The sequence below is a fragment of the Bacillus sp. FSL W8-0223 genome (assembly GCF_038006805.1).
Taxonomy (GTDB): Bacteria; Bacillota; Bacilli; order Bacillales; family DSM-4216; genus Bacillus_O; species Bacillus_O smithii.
In genome coordinates, this window is the sequence record NZ_JBBOVX010000001.1 from 1,672,574 (window position 1) to 1,690,291 (window position 17,718).

At 35.9% G+C, this 17,718-nt stretch carries 17 protein-coding genes and 1 pseudogene; 17 read left to right on the forward strand and 1 reads right to left on the reverse strand.

Annotation, left to right across the window (positions count from 1 at the left end; genetic code table 11):
• Positions 1-95: 95 nt before the first annotated feature.
• The 14 genes from NST81_RS08205 to NST81_RS08270 all read left to right on the forward strand — a co-directional run bounded on the left by NST81_RS08205 (position 96) and on the right by NST81_RS08270 (position 13,345).
• Positions 96-671 (forward strand): GNAT family N-acetyltransferase, encoded by a 576-nt coding sequence (locus NST81_RS08205; protein ID WP_341029331.1) that lies wholly within the window; start codon positions 96-98, stop codon positions 669-671.
• 145 nt (positions 672-816) lie between these two features.
• The gene (locus tag NST81_RS08210) at positions 817-1,269 is read left to right on the forward strand and encodes a GNAT family N-acetyltransferase (protein WP_048623300.1); all 453 of its coding nucleotides are present in this window, start codon (positions 817-819) and stop codon (positions 1,267-1,269) included.
• Between the two features lie 326 nt (positions 1,270-1,595).
• On the forward strand, positions 1,596-1,889 hold the full coding sequence (locus NST81_RS08215; protein WP_048623301.1) for a TetR/AcrR family transcriptional regulator: 294 nt from the start codon (positions 1,596-1,598) through the stop codon (positions 1,887-1,889).
• A gap of 158 nt (positions 1,890-2,047) precedes the next feature.
• Positions 2,048-3,409, forward strand: a complete 1,362-nt coding sequence (locus NST81_RS08220; protein WP_341029335.1) for an IS4 family transposase — start codon at positions 2,048-2,050, stop codon at positions 3,407-3,409.
• Between the two features lie 62 nt (positions 3,410-3,471).
• Positions 3,472-3,780 carry a DUF3784 domain-containing protein gene (locus tag NST81_RS08225; RefSeq protein ID WP_244878053.1) on the forward strand — a complete coding sequence of 103 codons (309 nt, stop codon included), beginning with the start codon at positions 3,472-3,474 and terminating at the stop codon, positions 3,778-3,780.
• Positions 3,781-3,814: 34 nt separating this feature from the next.
• Entirely contained in the window at positions 3,815-4,195 is a 381-nt protein-coding gene (locus NST81_RS08230) for a thiol-disulfide oxidoreductase DCC family protein (RefSeq protein ID WP_048623302.1), read from the forward strand.
• A 42-nt stretch (positions 4,196-4,237) separates the two neighbouring features.
• Entirely contained in the window at positions 4,238-4,795 is a 558-nt protein-coding gene (locus NST81_RS08235) for an SdpA family antimicrobial peptide system protein (RefSeq protein ID WP_048623303.1), read from the forward strand.
• Positions 4,780-5,544 carry a sporulation-delaying protein SdpB family protein gene (locus NST81_RS08240; RefSeq protein ID WP_341029339.1) on the forward strand — a complete coding sequence of 255 codons (765 nt, stop codon included), beginning with the start codon at positions 4,780-4,782 and terminating at the stop codon, positions 5,542-5,544. The genes NST81_RS08235 and NST81_RS08240 overlap by 16 nt, the downstream gene beginning before the upstream one ends.
• A 149-nt stretch (positions 5,545-5,693) precedes the next feature.
• Positions 5,694-7,055: an IS4 family transposase gene (locus NST81_RS08245; protein ID WP_003353499.1), complete on the forward strand. Its 1,362-nt coding sequence runs from the start codon at positions 5,694-5,696 to the stop codon at positions 7,053-7,055.
• A gap of 177 nt (positions 7,056-7,232) precedes the next feature.
• Positions 7,233-7,829: a sporulation delaying protein family toxin gene (locus NST81_RS08250; RefSeq protein ID WP_063329695.1), complete on the forward strand. Its 597-nt coding sequence runs from the start codon at positions 7,233-7,235 to the stop codon at positions 7,827-7,829.
• A gap of 251 nt (positions 7,830-8,080) precedes the next feature.
• Complete coding sequence (locus NST81_RS08255; protein ID WP_341029344.1) at positions 8,081-8,878, forward strand: CPBP family intramembrane glutamic endopeptidase; 798 nt, start codon at positions 8,081-8,083, stop codon at positions 8,876-8,878.
• A gap of 179 nt (positions 8,879-9,057) precedes the next feature.
• On the forward strand, positions 9,058-10,419 hold the full coding sequence (locus tag NST81_RS08260) for an IS4 family transposase (RefSeq protein WP_341029346.1): 1,362 nt from the start codon (positions 9,058-9,060) through the stop codon (positions 10,417-10,419).
• Positions 10,420-11,071: 652 nt separating this feature from the next.
• Positions 11,072-11,356, forward strand: coding sequence for a hypothetical protein (locus NST81_RS08265; protein WP_048623306.1), 285 nt, complete (start codon positions 11,072-11,074; stop codon positions 11,354-11,356).
• Between the two features lie 18 nt (positions 11,357-11,374).
• Positions 11,375-13,345 carry an MMPL family transporter gene (locus NST81_RS08270; protein ID WP_255287952.1) on the forward strand — a complete coding sequence of 657 codons (1,971 nt, stop codon included), beginning with the start codon at positions 11,375-11,377 and terminating at the stop codon, positions 13,343-13,345.
• Between the two features lie 262 nt (positions 13,346-13,607).
• On the opposite strand, the gene NST81_RS08275 is transcribed toward NST81_RS08270, so the two are convergent.
• The gene (locus NST81_RS08275) at positions 13,608-14,195 is read right to left on the reverse strand and encodes a beta-class carbonic anhydrase (RefSeq protein ID WP_341029348.1); all 588 of its coding nucleotides are present in this window, start codon (positions 14,193-14,195) and stop codon (positions 13,608-13,610) included.
• 251 nt (positions 14,196-14,446) lie between these two features.
• Here NST81_RS08275 and NST81_RS08280 point away from each other — a divergent pair, with 251 nt between their 5' ends.
• The 3 genes and pseudogenes from NST81_RS08280 (at position 14,447) to NST81_RS08290 (ending at position 17,694) form a co-directional block, all read left to right on the forward strand.
• Complete coding sequence (locus tag NST81_RS08280) at positions 14,447-14,944, forward strand: DinB family protein (RefSeq protein WP_341029349.1); 498 nt, start codon at positions 14,447-14,449, stop codon at positions 14,942-14,944.
• Between the two features lie 487 nt (positions 14,945-15,431).
• A pseudogene (locus tag NST81_RS08285) lies at positions 15,432-15,846 on the forward strand (LLM class flavin-dependent oxidoreductase); the annotation flags it as partial.
• A gap of 120 nt (positions 15,847-15,966) precedes the next feature.
• Entirely contained in the window at positions 15,967-17,694 is a 1,728-nt protein-coding gene (locus tag NST81_RS08290; protein WP_341029350.1) for a CocE/NonD family hydrolase, read from the forward strand.
• Positions 17,695-17,718 lie beyond the last annotated feature (24 nt).

A 17,718-nucleotide genomic window follows, 5' to 3' on the forward strand; every position in this document is an offset into this window, starting at 1 on the left:
TACGAATTTTCACATTATCATTTCTATTTTTATGTTAAAATGTTAGAAAATTTCATTTTAACAGATGATTAGCAGATAAATAGTGGAGGACGATCATGCTTAGACTTCCAATTGACGATCAAACTTATCTCAAATTACTCGAAGAACAGGATGCCGAACCATTATTTAACCTCACGGATTCTTGCAGAACATACCTTAGAGAATGGCTTCCTTGGGTTGACTCGACCAAAGCGGTAGAAGATACGATTTCTTTCATTGAGTTGTCAAAGAAAAAATTTGCTTCGAAAAATGGAATGGATGCAGGTATTTGGTACAACGGTCAGTTGGCGGGGATAATCGGATTACATTTTATTGATTGGTCCAACAAGAAAACAAGCATAGGATATTGGTTAGGAGAACCATTTCAAGGCCGTGGTTTGATGACCAAAGCATGTATAGCCATGATCCATCATATTTTCAACGACTTACATTTAAACAGAGTAGAAATAAGATGTGCAGTTTTGAATTCCAAAAGTCGAGCCATCCCAGAAAGATTAGGTTTTTCTAAGGAAGGGACGTTCAGGGAGGCTGAATGGCTTTATGACCATTTTGTAGACCACATCGTTTATAGCCTATTAGCTAGAGAATGGAAAACGCAAGAGAAAGATCCGTTTAAACAGTCGATTATCTAACTCTTGAAAAGTCTAAACTTTCCCGAAACTATCAATTGTGATGGGATCGATATTGATAATCTAAAGGATGAGAATTTTCTTACTGTGAATCCACAGTAACCTTGCTTAAAAATTTGGTTTCGCTTCTTAAGAAAGGTAGATTGTCGTGAAGATTAGAAAATTGAATTCAAACGAATCCCCTCCAATGGATTTACTATTGTTAGCAGATCCCGCTAAAGATTTGGTTAAAGAATATGCAACAAGAGGTCAATGCTTTGTAGCAGAAGATAATGGACAAATCATCGGAGTCTATATATTATTGCCTACAAGACCAGGAACAGTTGAGTTAGTCAATATTGCCGTTAAAAAAGAGAACCAAGGGAATGGGACTGGAAAACAGTTAGTCCAGCACGCTGAACAAAATGCGAAAAATCAAGGGTACAAAACTATGGAAATAGGTACCGGAAATTCAAGTATAGCACCACTTATCCTTTATCAAAAATGTGGCTTTAGAATAACGGGAATAGATAGGGATTTCTTCATTCGACATTATTCTGAGGAAATATTTGAAAACGGTATACAATGCAAAGATATGATACGTTTATCAAAAGATCTGTGATGTCTATGTGAGCTGCTAGGAAGAGAATAAAGGTCAGCATAGCCTTTAATGAAAATCATAGCAACACAAAATGACCGTATTAATTAAAGGAAACGGTTATTCCATAAAAATAGCTGCACTCTAGCAGCTATTTTCAACATGTTTGTTTTTTGGAAATAAATACGTTCATCTCCAAGATGATGTAAATCAAAATAATTTACAGGTGCTGAAATAACAGCGGGAAGAAGAATACAATGATAAAATATTTTGATAATTCTTTGACTTTTGTATTTTTTTGTTTATATTAAATATGGGTGACCGGTCACCTCTAAGAAAGGGAAATTAAATTGGATGATCCAAAGAAACTAAAGCGACAGAAGATTATTGAGATTGCAGCCAAAGAATTTGCTGAAAAGGGCTATGATGCTGCAAATATAAATGAAATAGCAGCACTTTCTGGAATTGGCAAGGGATCTATTTACCTTTACTTTAAAACAAAAAAAGAGTTATTTTTAGCCACAATGGAAACCGTCGTGGAAAAATTCAATGAAATATCAGATGCTGTAATGGATCTTGATTGTTCCTTAATGGACAAATTAAAACTATGTTTAGAATATTTATTAACTCAACTTTCGCAGTGAAAAATTTATGAATAATCCTTGATTTGATAGGTTTCTTTGGGTATCTCATATTCACTTGACACTGAAAAAATTCGTCTAAAAAACAAAAAGACACCTCTTTCTTTTGGTAAACTATTGGTGACCAAACCAAAAACCAAAGAAAGAAAGGTGTCACCATTATGATAACGAAAAAAGAGTATTTTGCGCAATTACCAAAAGAAATAAAAGACGGATTTTCTGAATTACAAATTGGTAATCATTTAAGAAAAGCAGGAATTATCAAGGCTTGTGGTTATTCTTGTTTATCGATTTTTCAACTATTATTTCTTCTTGTTTTTCAATACAGAAACTGGTACCACGCCTTACAAAGCAAAAAGGCTGCCGATTTACCAGGAAAAGATACCATTTATCGTTTTTTGAACTCGTCTACGTATAACTGGAGAACCTTTTTACTATCTCTGAGCTCCGAAGTGATTCGTCGTGTGAAACAAACGATTTCGAAGCGCCGTGTTACCGTGTTTATTGTAGACGATTCGATTTATTCTCGTAACCGTAGTAAATCGGTTGAGCTTCTAGCTAAAGTATTCGATCATTCCACTCGTCAGTTTGTCAATGGTTTTCAACTATTAACGCTCGGATGGTCCGATGGCTTTACATTTGTACCTATCGATTTCGCTCTTTTGAGTTCAGCGAACCAAAAGAATCGCTTGAACGAAATCCATTCGTCCATTGATAAACGAACCACAGGCTACAAACGACGGCTCGAGGCATTGGAAGCAAAACCAAACATGGTGTTGAAATTAGTAGAACATGCATTGGATAAAGGAATTTTCGCTGATTATGTGCTCATGGATACATGGTTTACTCATGCCCCGTTGGTGGAGAAGATTCACTCCAAAGGCCTTTTTGTCATTGGTATGGTCAAACAGCTGAAACAACGGTATCTTTTCAACGGAGAACGTTTAACCTTGGAACAACTGTATCGAAAAGCGAAACGAGACATTGGCAAAAAAGAAACACTCGGCTCGATTCACGCAACCCTTCATACGGGTTTACCAGTGAAAATCGTGTTTGTGCGGAATCGAAACAACCAAAGTGAATGGCTAGCCATTTTGAGTACAGATACCACGCTGTCTAATGAAGAAATCGTTCGAATCTATGGGATGCGTTGGGACATTGAAACCTTTTTTAAATTCAGTAAATCGTTTTTACATTTAGCCAAAGAGTTTCAAGGTCGTTCCTATGACATGATGATTAGCCATACTACCATTGTCTTCACTCGGTATATCTTGATTGCTTGGCAACTTCGGAAAGAAGAGGATCCGAAGACCATGGGCAACTTATTCTTGTTTCTATGTGACGAAGTAAAGGAGATGGACTTTAAAACGGCTTTACTACAATTGATTTCTCTTTTCCAAACTTTGGCTGAAGCTAAGGTTTATTTGAGTATGGACATTTTTCAGTGTCAAATGTCCAATTGGATTACTTCTTTACCTCGTTATATCAAGGACTGTCTTCATATTTCTGTGTGCGAAAGTTGAGTTTATAATTAAACATTCGGAAAAATCATTCCAAAAATGTCCATTTATTACGGAGGTGAAATATGTCCTTAAATACAGATTTCTCTACTGCTATTGTTATTTGTATTATTACTGGTTTATTATTCATTCTTGTTGGTTGGCTTATTTGGAGAAAAAAGAAATTGAAATTAATTGCCGGGTATGATGAAAAACAATATAAAGGAGATAAGAATAAATTAGCAAGAGTGATGGGAATATATTCGATTACTCTTGGGATTATTATAATAATTTTCCCTTTTCTAATGGAATATCTGGGTGACTGGTCTTCATGGATATTAATTGGAATCATTGTGCTTTTAACGTTTTTCACTTTAATTAGAGTCTATTTTTAAATGAATACAAAATATGAAATAAGGTGAATTAATTATGTCTAAAATTATTGTCCTTTATGATAGTTGGTGTCCTCTCTGTGTGAGTATGAAAGAAAATATACAACGTCTTAATTGGTTACGTCTTATTGAATTCCAAACCATACGTGATGATTCAAGAATAATAAACATTCCCATACAGAAATTAGAAAAAGAAATGCATTGTATAAATATTAATAATGGAAAGATTGCAACTGGAATTGATGCAATTGCTTCAATCATCGCTAGAATTCCCTTGCTGACCATCTTTTACATTCCAATTAAATTATCAAGTTATTTCGGATTCGGTCATTATGTTTATAATTATATAGCAAGCACAAGAAAAATTGTACCAATAGGCAATTGCTCAGAAGAAACTTGTGATATTAAAAACATTTAAGTAACAAATATAAAGAAAGATAGAGGGAATTTTAATAAGGTCATGAATCAGGAAATTAAGAATAATACTGTAATGTCTTTCTATATTACTCTGTTTATCTTGTTATCGATTTTTGTACTTTCTATTATTGCTGCCTTACCACCAAATCCTATTAATATAAAAAGTGATTATAAACTTGTGATTTCGCAAATAATGCCACAAGGATGGGGGTTCTTCAGCAAAAGTCCTAGAGATGAATACTTGGATGTCTATTCTTTAGATGGAGAAAAGTCAGTAAAATGGCCAAATATGAGAGTTTCAAACCTATTTGGGATTAGTAGAGAAGGTAGAGCACAAGGAACAGAAATTGGGATGTTTCTACAAGAAATACAAGGGTCTGAATTTAAAGAATGTTCAAAATATGATATAAAATATTGTATTAAAGAGATAGAGGATGTTAAGCCAATTGAAATTATAAACAAAACACCTGAACCAACCCTTTGCGGAGTACATATTATTACAATCAAGGAACCAATGCCATGGTCTTGGAGTTCTAGTATAGAAAGAAATTATAAAACTATGAAAATGGTGAAGGTAGAATTAAAATGTTCCAAAACATAAAGGAATCAACTGTAAACCAACTAAATAACCTTGGATCTCCATTTACCAATGTTTATGGTTTAGCAAGAACCATTTTAGCACTTTCCTCTATTATGACTCTTATGTTTAATGAAGTGAGTACACTATTCAAACCCGTGGCAGGGATTGAAGAATATCCATTTTGCTCCACTGGCATTAGTCGTATAAGTGCATTTTGTATTTTACCTGTAGAGTTCTTACCAACCGTTAAAATTATTGTGATTTTCTTATTACTACTGGTAGCGTCAGGGTGGAGACCAAGAATCACAGGGATAATACATTGGTGGATTGCATTTAGTATCCAAAACTCAATGACAACACTAGATGGTGGAGATCAAGTTATTAGTGTATTAACCTTTTTATTACTTCCTATTACTTTAGGAGATAAAAGAAAATGGCATTGGGAAAGAAAAACTTCAGTAGAAGAATCAAAAGTTGCTAATGCGATTGCTTGGGCAGCTATCTTCGTTATCCAACTTCAAATTGCTATTTTATATTTACATTCTAGTATTGCAAAACTGTTTAATGCAGAATGGGTTAATGGAACAGCTGTTTACTACTATATCAATGACCCAATGTTTGGAGTAAATCCAAAACTTATGACCCTTATTGAACCAATTGCGGAAAGTTGGTTAATTATTATACCTACTTGGGGAACAATCGTTTTGCAATTATTACTATTTTGTGGATTATTTTCTAATTACTCAACTTTCGCAGTGAAAAATTTATGAATAATCCTTGATTTGATAGGTTTCTTTGGGTATCTCATATTCACTTGACACTGAAAAAATTCGTCTAAAAAACAAAAAGACACCTCTTTCTTTTGGTAAACTATTGGTGACCAAACCAAAAAAACCAAAGAAAGAAAGGTGTCACCATTATGATAACGAAAAAAGAGTATTTTGCGCAATTACCAAAAGAAATAAAAGACGGATTTTCTGAATTACAAATTGGTAATCATTTAAGAAAAGCAGGAATTATCAAGGCTTGTGGTTATTCTTGTTTATCGATTTTTCAACTATTATTTCTTCTTGTTTTTCAATACAGAAACTGGTACCACGCCTTACAAAGCAAAAAGGCTGCCGATTTACCAGGAAAAGATACCATTTATCGTTTTTTGAACTCGTCTACGTATAACTGGAGAACCTTTTTACTATCTCTGAGCTCCGAAGTGATTCGTCGTGTGAAACAAACGATTTCGAAGCGCCGTGTTACCGTGTTTATTGTAGACGATTCGATTTATTCTCGTAACCGTAGTAAATCGGTTGAGCTTCTAGCTAAAGTATTCGATCATTCCACTCGTCAGTTTGTCAATGGTTTTCAACTATTAACGCTCGGATGGTCCGATGGCTTTACATTTGTACCTATCGATTTCGCTCTTTTGAGTTCAGCGAACCAAAAGAATCGCTTGAACGAAATCCATTCGTCCATTGATAAACGAACCACAGGCTACAAACGACGGCTCGAGGCATTGGAAGCAAAACCAAACATGGTGTTGAAATTAGTAGAACATGCATTGGATAAAGGAATTTTCGCTGATTATGTGCTCATGGATACATGGTTTACTCATGCCCCGTTGGTGGAGAAGATTCACTCCAAAGGCCTTTTTGTCATTGGTATGGTCAAACAGCTGAAACAACGGTATCTTTTCAACGGAGAACGTTTAACCTTGGAACAACTGTATCGAAAAGCGAAACGAGACATTGGCAAAAAAGAAACACTCGGCTCGATTCACGCAACCCTTCATACGGGTTTACCAGTGAAAATCGTGTTTGTGCGGAATCGAAACAACCAAAGTGAATGGCTAGCCATTTTGAGTACAGATACCACGCTGTCTAATGAAGAAATCGTTCGAATCTATGGGATGCGTTGGGACATTGAAACCTTTTTTAAATTCAGTAAATCGTTTTTACATTTAGCCAAAGAGTTTCAAGGTCGTTCCTATGACATGATGATTAGCCATACTACCATTGTCTTCACTCGGTATATCTTGATTGCTTGGCAACTTCGGAAAGAAGAGGATCCGAAGACCATGGGCAACTTATTCTTGTTTCTATGTGACGAAGTAAAGGAGATGGACTTTAAAACGGCTTTACTACAATTGATTTCTCTTTTCCAAACTTTGGCTGAAGCTAAGGTTTATTTGAGTATGGACATTTTTCAGTGTCAACTGTCCAATTGGATTACTTCTTTACCTCGTTATATCAAGGACTGTCTCCATATTTCTGTGTGCGAAAGTTGAGTAATTATAAAATAAAAAAAATCTTGTTTTTACTTGCCATTTTTATGCACGAAATTTTTGCTATTATGTTAGGTTTAATTAGTTTTTCTACTGCGATGATAGCAGCTTTAATACTATACCTAGAACCACTAAATAAAGAGTATAAACTATTACTACTTGAAAGGAGGTGAAAAAGAAATGAAAAAGGTTCTATCTCTACTAGCTATATTCACTTTAGTAGTGTCCATTTTTTCTACCATTCCCGTAAACAATGTACAAAGTAAAGAATTAAAAGATTACTCCGGTGAGGAGCTTTTTGAAGGTGTAATATTCGGGTATGGTGAGGTAGCTAAATTATTCCCCGAAATGTGGGAAGAATCGCTACTGAAGGATTTTACTTACACTGATGAACAAGTCCAAAAGATAAAGGAAATCGAGTCGGAACTCAAACAAGTTGACCCTGATTTCTTTACAAAATTTAAAGAAGGCATCCAAAGTGGAGATCATGTGGTCATAGAGGAAACTATCCAAAAAACAGAAGAATCTTTAATGAAAGTATTTGAAGATGAGGTAAAACAAGCAAGTTCCGATAAGAAAATGCGAGCAATGGCAACTAAGCCAGGATTCGTCATAGCATTAGCCTATTCCTACGTTGGTGCTACACATATTGCCGCAGCATTTGTATTGACTGTTGTAGCAGTAGGAACAAAATTTGTTGGTCCTAGCTCTGTTGAAAGCGATAATTTATTAGCTAGAGAACAATACATTGACTTAATTGCCGAAAGAATTCCCTAATCTGCTGACAACGTTTCTGTTAAATAATGAATAAAGTTTATCAATTGTACTATGCCATACTACTTATTATACCATCTAGAACAATATTTTAAATGCCGAATCTTTTCCACTAAGAAACGGGATAGATTCGGCATTTTTCTTGTAATTCTAATGAGATTGCCAAAGGAGAAACCATTGAATAAACTTAGCTCTTTACGATCTGGAAGGTAATTAAACTTTAATAATTCAACGTGAAAAAAGAGGTGATACTTGTGTCGAAAGAATGGAAAATAAAGCTGGTTTCCTTACTTACATTGTTAGGTACAATTGGGATAATTGCCATCATCCCGGATCGAATAACAGCTCTAAAAAATACTCTTACGAATAATAAATATTACCAAATCTCTCCGGAAGATATAAATGTTCCTTTGGTTGTGGCAATAGATACGCTCATTAGTATTATATTTTTATTTATCCAAGTATTGATAGGTGTACGACTTCAACGAAGAACTGGTTTAAGGTCTCCTATTTTAGAATCGTTGGTTTATAAAAAGAGAATACCTAAAATCTCAAAAAAATGGATGATAATTGGTGTTTTAGTTACATTAGTTGGGACAATTCTCATCATCATCCTTGATTCATTTGTATTTACACCTCTAATTGACATCCACAAGGATGAGATTCCTGTTACAAAATGGTGGCAAGGATTACTTGCTATGTTTTATGGAGGAATCACAGAAGAGTTAATGCTGCGTTTATTTATAATGACACTAATCGTCTGGTTACTGGCACGTATAACAAAAAAAGAAAAAGAGGGTATTCCCAATAGCTTCTATTATATAGCAATTTTTCTGACAGCACTTTTATTTGGACTTGGGCATTTGCCATCTAATGTGCAAATATTAGGTGAATTTTCATTAATTATTCTCATTCGAACATTAGTATTAAACGGCCTTTTGGGTTTATGGTTCGGATATTTATATTGGAAAAAAGGATTGGAATATGCAATGATTGCACATATGTCGGCAGATTTCTTTATTCATGTCTTGTTTATGTCTATTTTTTATTAAATAAGGTTTAATTATAACTCAACTTTCGCAGTCCAAAATCTTGTTTAAATGCTTGATGTAAATGGGTTTTGGAAGTACAAAATTATCATTTGACATTTTTTAAAACATAAAGAAAGACACCTATTCTTTTGGTAAAATATTGGTGACGAAACCAAATCCAAAAGAAAGGTGTCACCACTATGATAACGAATAAAGACTACTTTGCGCAATTACCAAAAGAAATTAAACAAGGATTTTCCGAATTAAATATTGGATATCATTTAAGAAAAGCGAATATTACGAAACTTTCCGGGTATTCTTGTCTTACTGTTTTCAAACTGATTTTTCTTTTAGTCTTCCAATATAAGAACTGGTTTCGTGCTTTTATGAGTAAACGATCTCAGGATCTGCCCGGAAAGGATACAGTCTATCGCTTTTTAAATACACCAACCTATCATTGGAGAAAGTTTCTGCTTTCATTAAGCAGTGAAATGATCCGTCTGCTTCAACCATTAACTTCAAAAGATCGTGTCACAGCTTTTGTGATTGATGATTCTGTCTTTTCAAGAAACCGTAGTAAGTCGGTTGAACTGTTGGCTAAGGTTTTTGATCACTCTACCCATCAGTACTTGAAAGGGTTTCAAATGCTTACCCTTGGCTGGACCGATAGTTTTACTTTTATTCCCGTTGATTTTGCTCTTCTAAGTTCACCGAAAAAGGAAAATCGCCTGCAAGAAATCAATACCAATATTGATAAACGAACATCTGGCTATAAGCGTCGCCAGGAAGCTCTGAAATCAAAACCGGACGTGGCTTCAGCTTTACTTGATCATGCGCTTGAAAAAGGGATTATAGCTGACTATGTTCTCATGGATTCCTGGTTTACACAAGCGCCTTTAATTGAGAAGATTACGAACAAAGGGTTATTTGTCATTGGCTTGGTGAAGCAATTAAAGCAGCGATACGTTTACAATGGTGAACGTTTCACACTGAATCAACTTTACAAATTGGCAAAACCTCACATGGGTAAAAAAGACATTCGCGGATCCGTTTATGCTACTTTAGACAATGGAATTCCAGTAAAAATTCTATTTGTACGAAACCGTAATAAACGGAGCGAATGGCTTGCCATTCTCAGCACAGATACAACATTAGAAAATGAAGAGATCATTCGTATTTACGGCATGCGTTGGGACATTGAAGTCTTCTTCAAATGCAATAAATCCCTTTTAAATTTAGAGAAAGAATTCCAGGGACGTTCCTACGACATGTTAATTAGCCATACAACCATTGTTTTTACACGATATATTCTCATTGCTTGGCAAATGCGAAAAGAGGAGGATCCTAAGACGATTGGCAACCTTTTTTACATCCTTTGCGAAGATGTAAAAGACATAGATTTTATTACTGCCCTTCAATCACTTATTGACCTTTTCCAAACTTTGGCGGAAGCCGAGGTTTCTTTGAACATGGACATCTTTAAAAATCAAATGAATAAATGGTTGGCCACTATACCTAATTATATCAAGCAATGCTTAAATATTACTGTGTGCGAAAGTTGAGTTATTAAAATTTGGTGAGAACTACATTCCATTTGTAATTTTGTGGTCCAGGTACCAATTGCAAAACCACCCTGATTTTCAAGATGAAGTGTTTGAGATATTTAAAGACCTCAGACATCCGTTCTGTGAAATATTAAAGGAAGGTACGAAACAGGGAATCTTTAAAACTCCCTATCCTGAAGCAGCGGGTTATTTAATACTTTCAATGGTTTATACATTGATTCCTAATTTGCAGCCAAAGAATTTGCCATTAGATTTACCTGTAGATGAAAAAATTGAATTTTTAATCAACTTCGTACTAAATGGATTAGGGTGTAATAAAAATTAGGGAAATAAGTTTTCCTTTTTTTAAACAACATAAATGGGTGACTGGTCACTCACCCGAAAGGAAGAAAGAATGTTGAATAAATTTGATTCTGTTAAGACGGCACCAGAAGTGTTATCAAAAGGTGGATTGATCCCTGTTTCCCGATGACGAATGTAGAGAAAAACGAAGGAGAACTAGTGGAAATTCTGAATTCATTACACTTTAATCCATAAATTTTGGTGGAAGATGTTCTAACACTAAGTCAAATGCCGATTCCCGTAAAAAATTTGAAGCTTTTATGTGAATAGATCTGAAATTCAAACTAGAGAATAGGATGATGAATGAATGTTTACCAAACTCGCAAAATGGGTGACTGGTCACCCAAAGAAAATCCTGTTATTTTGGATTTTAATATTATTAGCAGGGGGATACTTTGCCATTAATCTTCCTAATCAATTATCTTCTGGTGGTTTTAATGACCCTAAAAGCGAATCGATGACTGAAAAGAATATAATACAAAAAGAATTTTCCAATAAATATCCTCAAAACTTAATTGTGGTGGTTCAACACAAATCAAAGACAGTTTCTGATAAAGATTATGAAAAGATTATTGGAGAAATTAAGAACTAACTCAATGGTTTTAGCCAAATTAAAGAAGTAACGACTTATTATGATCACAAGAATAAACAATTAGTCTCTAAAGATAAATCAACAACTTATATAGCAGTTGGACTATCTGCAACTGAAGATCAAGCAGCGAGCTTGGTACCTAAGATTGAATCTAAATTAGGCAGTATTGGTCATAAAAATTTTAACGTGAAAGTAACCGGTGGACCCGCTCTTAATTACGCTTTAAATAAAGCTACAAAAGAGTCGGTATCAAAAGCTGAAATGATTGCATTTCCGGTAATGGTTATAGTTCTTCTCATCGTATTTAGGACTGTATTTTCTGCAGTATTGCCTTTAGCAATGGCAATGTTTGCTCTAACTGGTACGATGGCTACAGTATATTTTATAGCTCAGAACTATTCTCTAAATATTTTAGTTACCAATATTATCAGTATGGTTGGGCTAGGAGTTGCGGTTGACTATTCACTGTTTATCGTAAGTAGGTACAGAAAAGAGCTGGAGCATTCAAGTGTTATCGAGGCAGTAAAAAAAACGATGGAAACGGCAGGTAGATCTGTTCTTTATTCGGGCTTAACTGTAGCAATTAGTTTATCCGCTTTGTTTATTCCCAATATAATGATTTTTAATTCCATCGCATTGGGAGGAGTCATCGTCGTTTTCTTCTCTATCTTGGTTTCCATAACATTGTTGCCCGCTCTTTTAACAATGATGGGAACCCGGGTAAACAAATGGAGAATACCTTTATTTAATAGGCGTAATAAAACAAATATATGGGAACGGTTGGCGAATAAGTTAATTAAACATCCAGTTGTCTTTTTAATCCCATCGCTTTTCATTCTATTGATCATTGCTGTTCCTGCCATAAAAACAAACATGCAAGTACCAGTTGCTAGTGCATCTTCTATTCCAAACGATTCTCCGGAACGTGAAGGATTTGAGATGTTGATCAATAAGTTTGATCAAGGTGATGTATTTCCAATTGAGATTGTTTTGAAATCGCAACATGGAAAAATAATTGATAAATCAAACTTAGAAACAGTTAATCGAATTACAAATGAAGTAAGCAAATTGGATTACGTTGATAAAGTAACGAGTATCACTAATTGGAACAATGAATGGAAATTAGAAGATTATGAAGGAGCTTATAAAAATTTCAATTTGTTTTCAGGCACACTAAAAGAACAATTAGAGAACTTGTTAAATGCAGACAATGGCAAAGATACTACAGTTATCCTTGTAGCATCTGATATAGCAGCAGATTCAAAAATCTCTCATAATCTTGTAAAGGATATCAGGGAAACCGTTAAGAAAAACAATACGAATCATCTAACTACTTATGTAGGGGGAGAAACTGCAACAGGATTGGATTTTGACCATAAGGTTTTCGAAAGTATTCCGATCATGATTTTAACCGTGTTTATAGTCAGTTTCTTTGTTTTAGTCATAACCTTTAAATCCATTATTATTCCAATTAAAGCAATTGTCCTAAATACACTTGTCACTTTAGCAAGTATAGGAGTATTGGTTTTTGGTTTTCAAAACAAGTTCTCATTAAACTTTGACCCGAATCAAACCATAAATTCAATCACGCCAGTTGTACTTTTCACGGTTCTCTTTGGACTAAGTATGGATTATGAAGTAATTATCATTAGTCGAATGAAAGAATTTTTTGAAGAAGGTCTATCCCATGACAATAGTATCGTGAAAGGATTATCAGATACAGCAGGATTAGTGAATGGAGCAGCAATTATAATGATAGCTGTTTTTGGCGCATTTTCATTAGTAAATGTAAGAGTTGTTGCAGAGATGGGACTTGGATTAGCATTTGCAATACTTGTGGATGCTTTATTGGTAAGAACGATTCTAATTCCGATATTGATGAAATTATTTGGAGAATTAAATTGGTGGATACCGTTTAAAAAGAAAGGAACATCAAAAACAAAAGTTCCACATGAATCATTACCTGTACGGGGAGGAACAAATTCATGATTGATACAGTTGGGTTTCTAAATGTAGAAGGAGTATACTTCATTACGTTTTTTAAATAAAGAAAATGTCGCAAAGGACACTATATTATTTTAATGCGAGTGACCCAATATGACAGTAGCAGCACAAAATGGCCGTTAACGAGAGGAAACGGTTATTCCATAAAAATAGCTGCACTTTTAGCAGCTATTTTTATGCTTTAAACATGTTCATTTTTTTGAAATAAAAGAACGGTAGGTTCGTGATATGAAAAAAGCAATGATGATCAAACGGTGACTGCTTGTCCAATACGAGTCGCTTCTGGTACTTCCACGAGACGACCGCTTTTCACGTCATAAATAAATCCGTAGATCGGAATGTAATTTGGCACGAGAGGGTGAGAACGAATGCGTTCAACATCGTCGATGACACTTTGTTTTAGATTGCGGATTGGCAAAAATTCTATGTACTCGCCTTCTTTCGAACCGGAGTCTCTTCCTACATCTTTCCAATTTTGTCCGTCAAATTCAGCTGTTTCCAGGCTGTTGGAGAGCAATTGGCGGATCACGTCATTGGTAAATGTCTCCATCCCACAATCGGTATGATGAATCACGAACCATTCTCTTGTTCCTAACAGTTTATATGAGATAATGAGGGAACGAATGGCATCGTCACTTGCACGACCTCCGGCATTTCTGATCACATGAGCATCACCCTCTGCTAGTCCTGCAAACTTAGCCGGATCAAGACGGGCGTCCATGCAAGTCAGAATGGCAAAACGACGCTTTGGCGGCAGCGGCAAATGGGCTTTATCGCCGAAATGAGCAGAGTATTCTTCGTTGGCGGCCAATACTTCATTTAAAATGTCACTCATTTTCCAACACCCTTTCTTTCAAAATTTCATAAATCATATCTGTTTACTATGATTATATCCAATCGCCGCGTGACCGTCAATTTATTTTTAGAATATTCAGATTTTTATTTTCGGTTTTCTATAAAAAGAGATCGTTATTTTCAATAGAATCTATAAAGAGATTTATCCTTATTTTTATGAACAATGAACAGGAATTAGGATCCTTTTTGCGAAATAAAACAAATATAACGATCTTTTTTGGAGGTGCTGAAGTGACAATTGGTCAAGAGTATTTAAAGGTTGTGCGTGAACGTTTTTTGGATATGAAGAAAACAGCAGAGAGAGCGATGGAACAATTGTCCGAAGATGAACTTTTTTACTGTTTTAACGAAGAATCCAATAGTATTGGCATGATTGTTAAACATATGAACGGCAACATGATTTCGCGCTGGACCGACTTTTTTGCTTCAGACGGAGAAAAACCAAATCGAAATCGCGATGATGAATTTACCAACGATCTAAAAAGCAGGGAAGAACTTCTTGATCACTGGGAAAAAGGATGGCAAATTTTTTTAAAAACTTTATATGAAATCGACGAAAAAGATCTTTTAAAAACCATCACGATCCGGAATGAGCCTCATACTGTCATCCAAGCTATCGAAAGACAAATGTACCACTATTCTTATCACATCGGACAGATCGTCTATATTGCAAAACAAATAAAATCTACAGATTGGAAAACGTTAACGATACCAAGGAGAAGACAGTAGAGTAGCACCATCGTTGGAATGAAACTAATAAAAATGATTAGCATTTTTGTTTTTTAAACCAGATTACGATACTGGCTTTTAGGAATTTCTTTTAATGGGGCGAAAGGGAGACTTGATTTGAATTCAGGGAAATCATCTGGAAGTGGCAAAATGTCCATTCAATATGGATGGAAAATCGGATTTTTGCCTAATGAATGCATTAAAGATGAACCGGAAGGAAGTCCATGTCGATCATTTGATGATGCTCAAACCGTATATTCCTAGCATTTATTATGGAGCTGACTTCACTACCATTTGGTTGAAAAATTTAAAATCGTTAATAGCATCCGTATCATAAAAGAATTGATAGATTTTTTGGATGAATGATAAAAATCTTTCTATCACCGGAAGTATTGCTTTTTTGTCATTTCCGGTGATAAGATTAATCATAAAAATAAAACCTATTATTCATACCAAAAAACTAAGAATAGAAAAGAGGGAGATGCACATTAGTGATCAGTTTGGATTAGATCAAAGTCCGATCCTTGAAGGCTCTTCAGCTGTTGACGCCTCGCTCAAAAAGCAGGGGGCTACTCGCGCTTCTGGGTGTCGAAGCATCATCATACGGAACAGTTGGCCGGGTCGTCTCCGGAAGTTTTAATGTCGTATTTGCTTGCCCGAACGAGGTCGATCCGCATCGGATCAGGAGGCGTCATGCTTCAGCATTATAGTCCTTTTAAAGTAGCGGAAAATTTTCATGTTTTGTCTACTCTAGCTTCCGGAAGAGTCGATCTTGGGATTGGGAAGGCTCCGGGCGGACTGCCGTTATCGACAAAAGCGTTGCAATTTAGCGCCGTGAATGACGGACAATATTTTGAAGAAAGGTTTCTTTTTTTAAAAAATTAATTGAAAATTCAGTCTGTTAAGATCATCCGCTTGCCGGGATCTCGAAAAAATTACAATAGCCGTTTGGAAAGAGGGACGGTCTGAAGTGCGATGGTGTGGATGCCACCCATAAAAGGAAGGTAGGGACATGCTTAGCAATGAAGAGGCAGAAAGTAACGGAGAATATTCAAATTACAAGAGATGTATCTGTTCCTATGAGAGATGGGACCATTTTGTATGCAGATATATACCGGCCAGATGACCAAGAAAAATATCCGGTTTTGCTATTAAGAACCCCTTACAACAAGAGCGATGCCCAGACAATGAATTACGCTCATCCAATATGGTATGCCCAAAATGGGTATGTAGTTATTGTTCAAGATACTCGTGGGAGGTGGGAGTCTGAAGGGACATTTGATCCTTATCGGACGGAAGGACAGGACGGCTATGATACGGTTGTATGGTCGGCGCATTTGCCTGATGTAGAACCTAAAGTCGGGATGTACGGTTTTTCTTATGCTGGTGCAGTGCAATTGTTAACAGCTGCTGAGAGGCCTCCTTATTTAAAATGTATTGTTCCGGCAATGATTGGTTCGGATGGCTATAACGGACAGGTTTATAAACATGGTGCATTTGCTCTTGCTTTGAATTTGTCTTGGACATTGTTTGTTAGCCAGAATGAAGGGTTTCGCAGAGGAAAATGGGAGTGGTTAAAAGAGATTTCTTTCAAGACTCCGACGATCCACTCATTCTATCATTACCTGCCTTTGAAGGATGTGCCGGTTGTAAAAGAGGAATTAACACCATTTTATAAAGAGTGGCTTGAACATAACGTGAGGGATGAATATTGGGATCGATACTCTATACGGGACTATTATGAGAAAATAACCGTTCCTGCTCTACATATTGGTGGATGGTATGACATCTTCATCGACGGAACAATTGAAAACTTTCAAGGTATAAAAAAATATGCGAACGCTGTGGCAGCCAATGAACAATATTTGTTTATTACTCCTTGGTACCATATGCCATGGTCGAGATTTGTTGGTGAACTTGATTTTGGAAAAGATGCCGGCAACCGCATCGATGAAATTCAACTGAGCTGGTTTAACCGATGGTTAAAAGATGAAGTAAACGAATGGGGACATAAAAAGCCAGTGCAGTACTTTTTGATGGGCAGCAATGAGTGGAGAGAGTCATCTCAATGGCCGCCTCCTAATACGGTAAATACCAATTACTATCTGCATAGTTCATATAAAGCCAATTCAATCAATGGTGATGGAAAGCTCTCCATTCATCCACCTGAAAATGAATCACCTGATATTTTTGTTTATCACCCTTCCATTCCAGTACCGGCACTTGGCGGAAGATCAGGAGCTGATCCCGTTTTAACGCCGATGGGTCCGAAAAATCAACTTCCCATTGAAGTGAGAAACGATGTTTTAGTTTATACATCAGACATATTAGAAGAAGATGTTTCTGTTGTTGGCGACATAAAAGTCATCCTGTATGCATCGACGACTGCGCAAGATACAGACTTTGTCGTGAAGCTCATCGATGTTCATCCGAACGGAAATGCGTATAACGTTGCAGAAGGAATCATTAGGGCGAGTTTTCGGAACTCCTTGGAACGACAAGAACCTGTGCCGGCTTCCCGAGTCATTAAATATGAAATAAATGCCGGCGCTGTTGCCAACGTTTTTCATAAAGGGCATTCCATTCGTCTTGATATAACTAGTTCATTGTTTCCGACATTTGACCGTAATCCAAATAGATTGGTCAAACCGGGAAGTGCGACGGAAGCGGATTTTATTGCTGCAACTCAAACGATTTATCATGACGGACGATATCCGTCGCATGTCGTCCTACCGATTGTTAAAGAGTAACTCCGAGTTTTAAAATGAATGTCC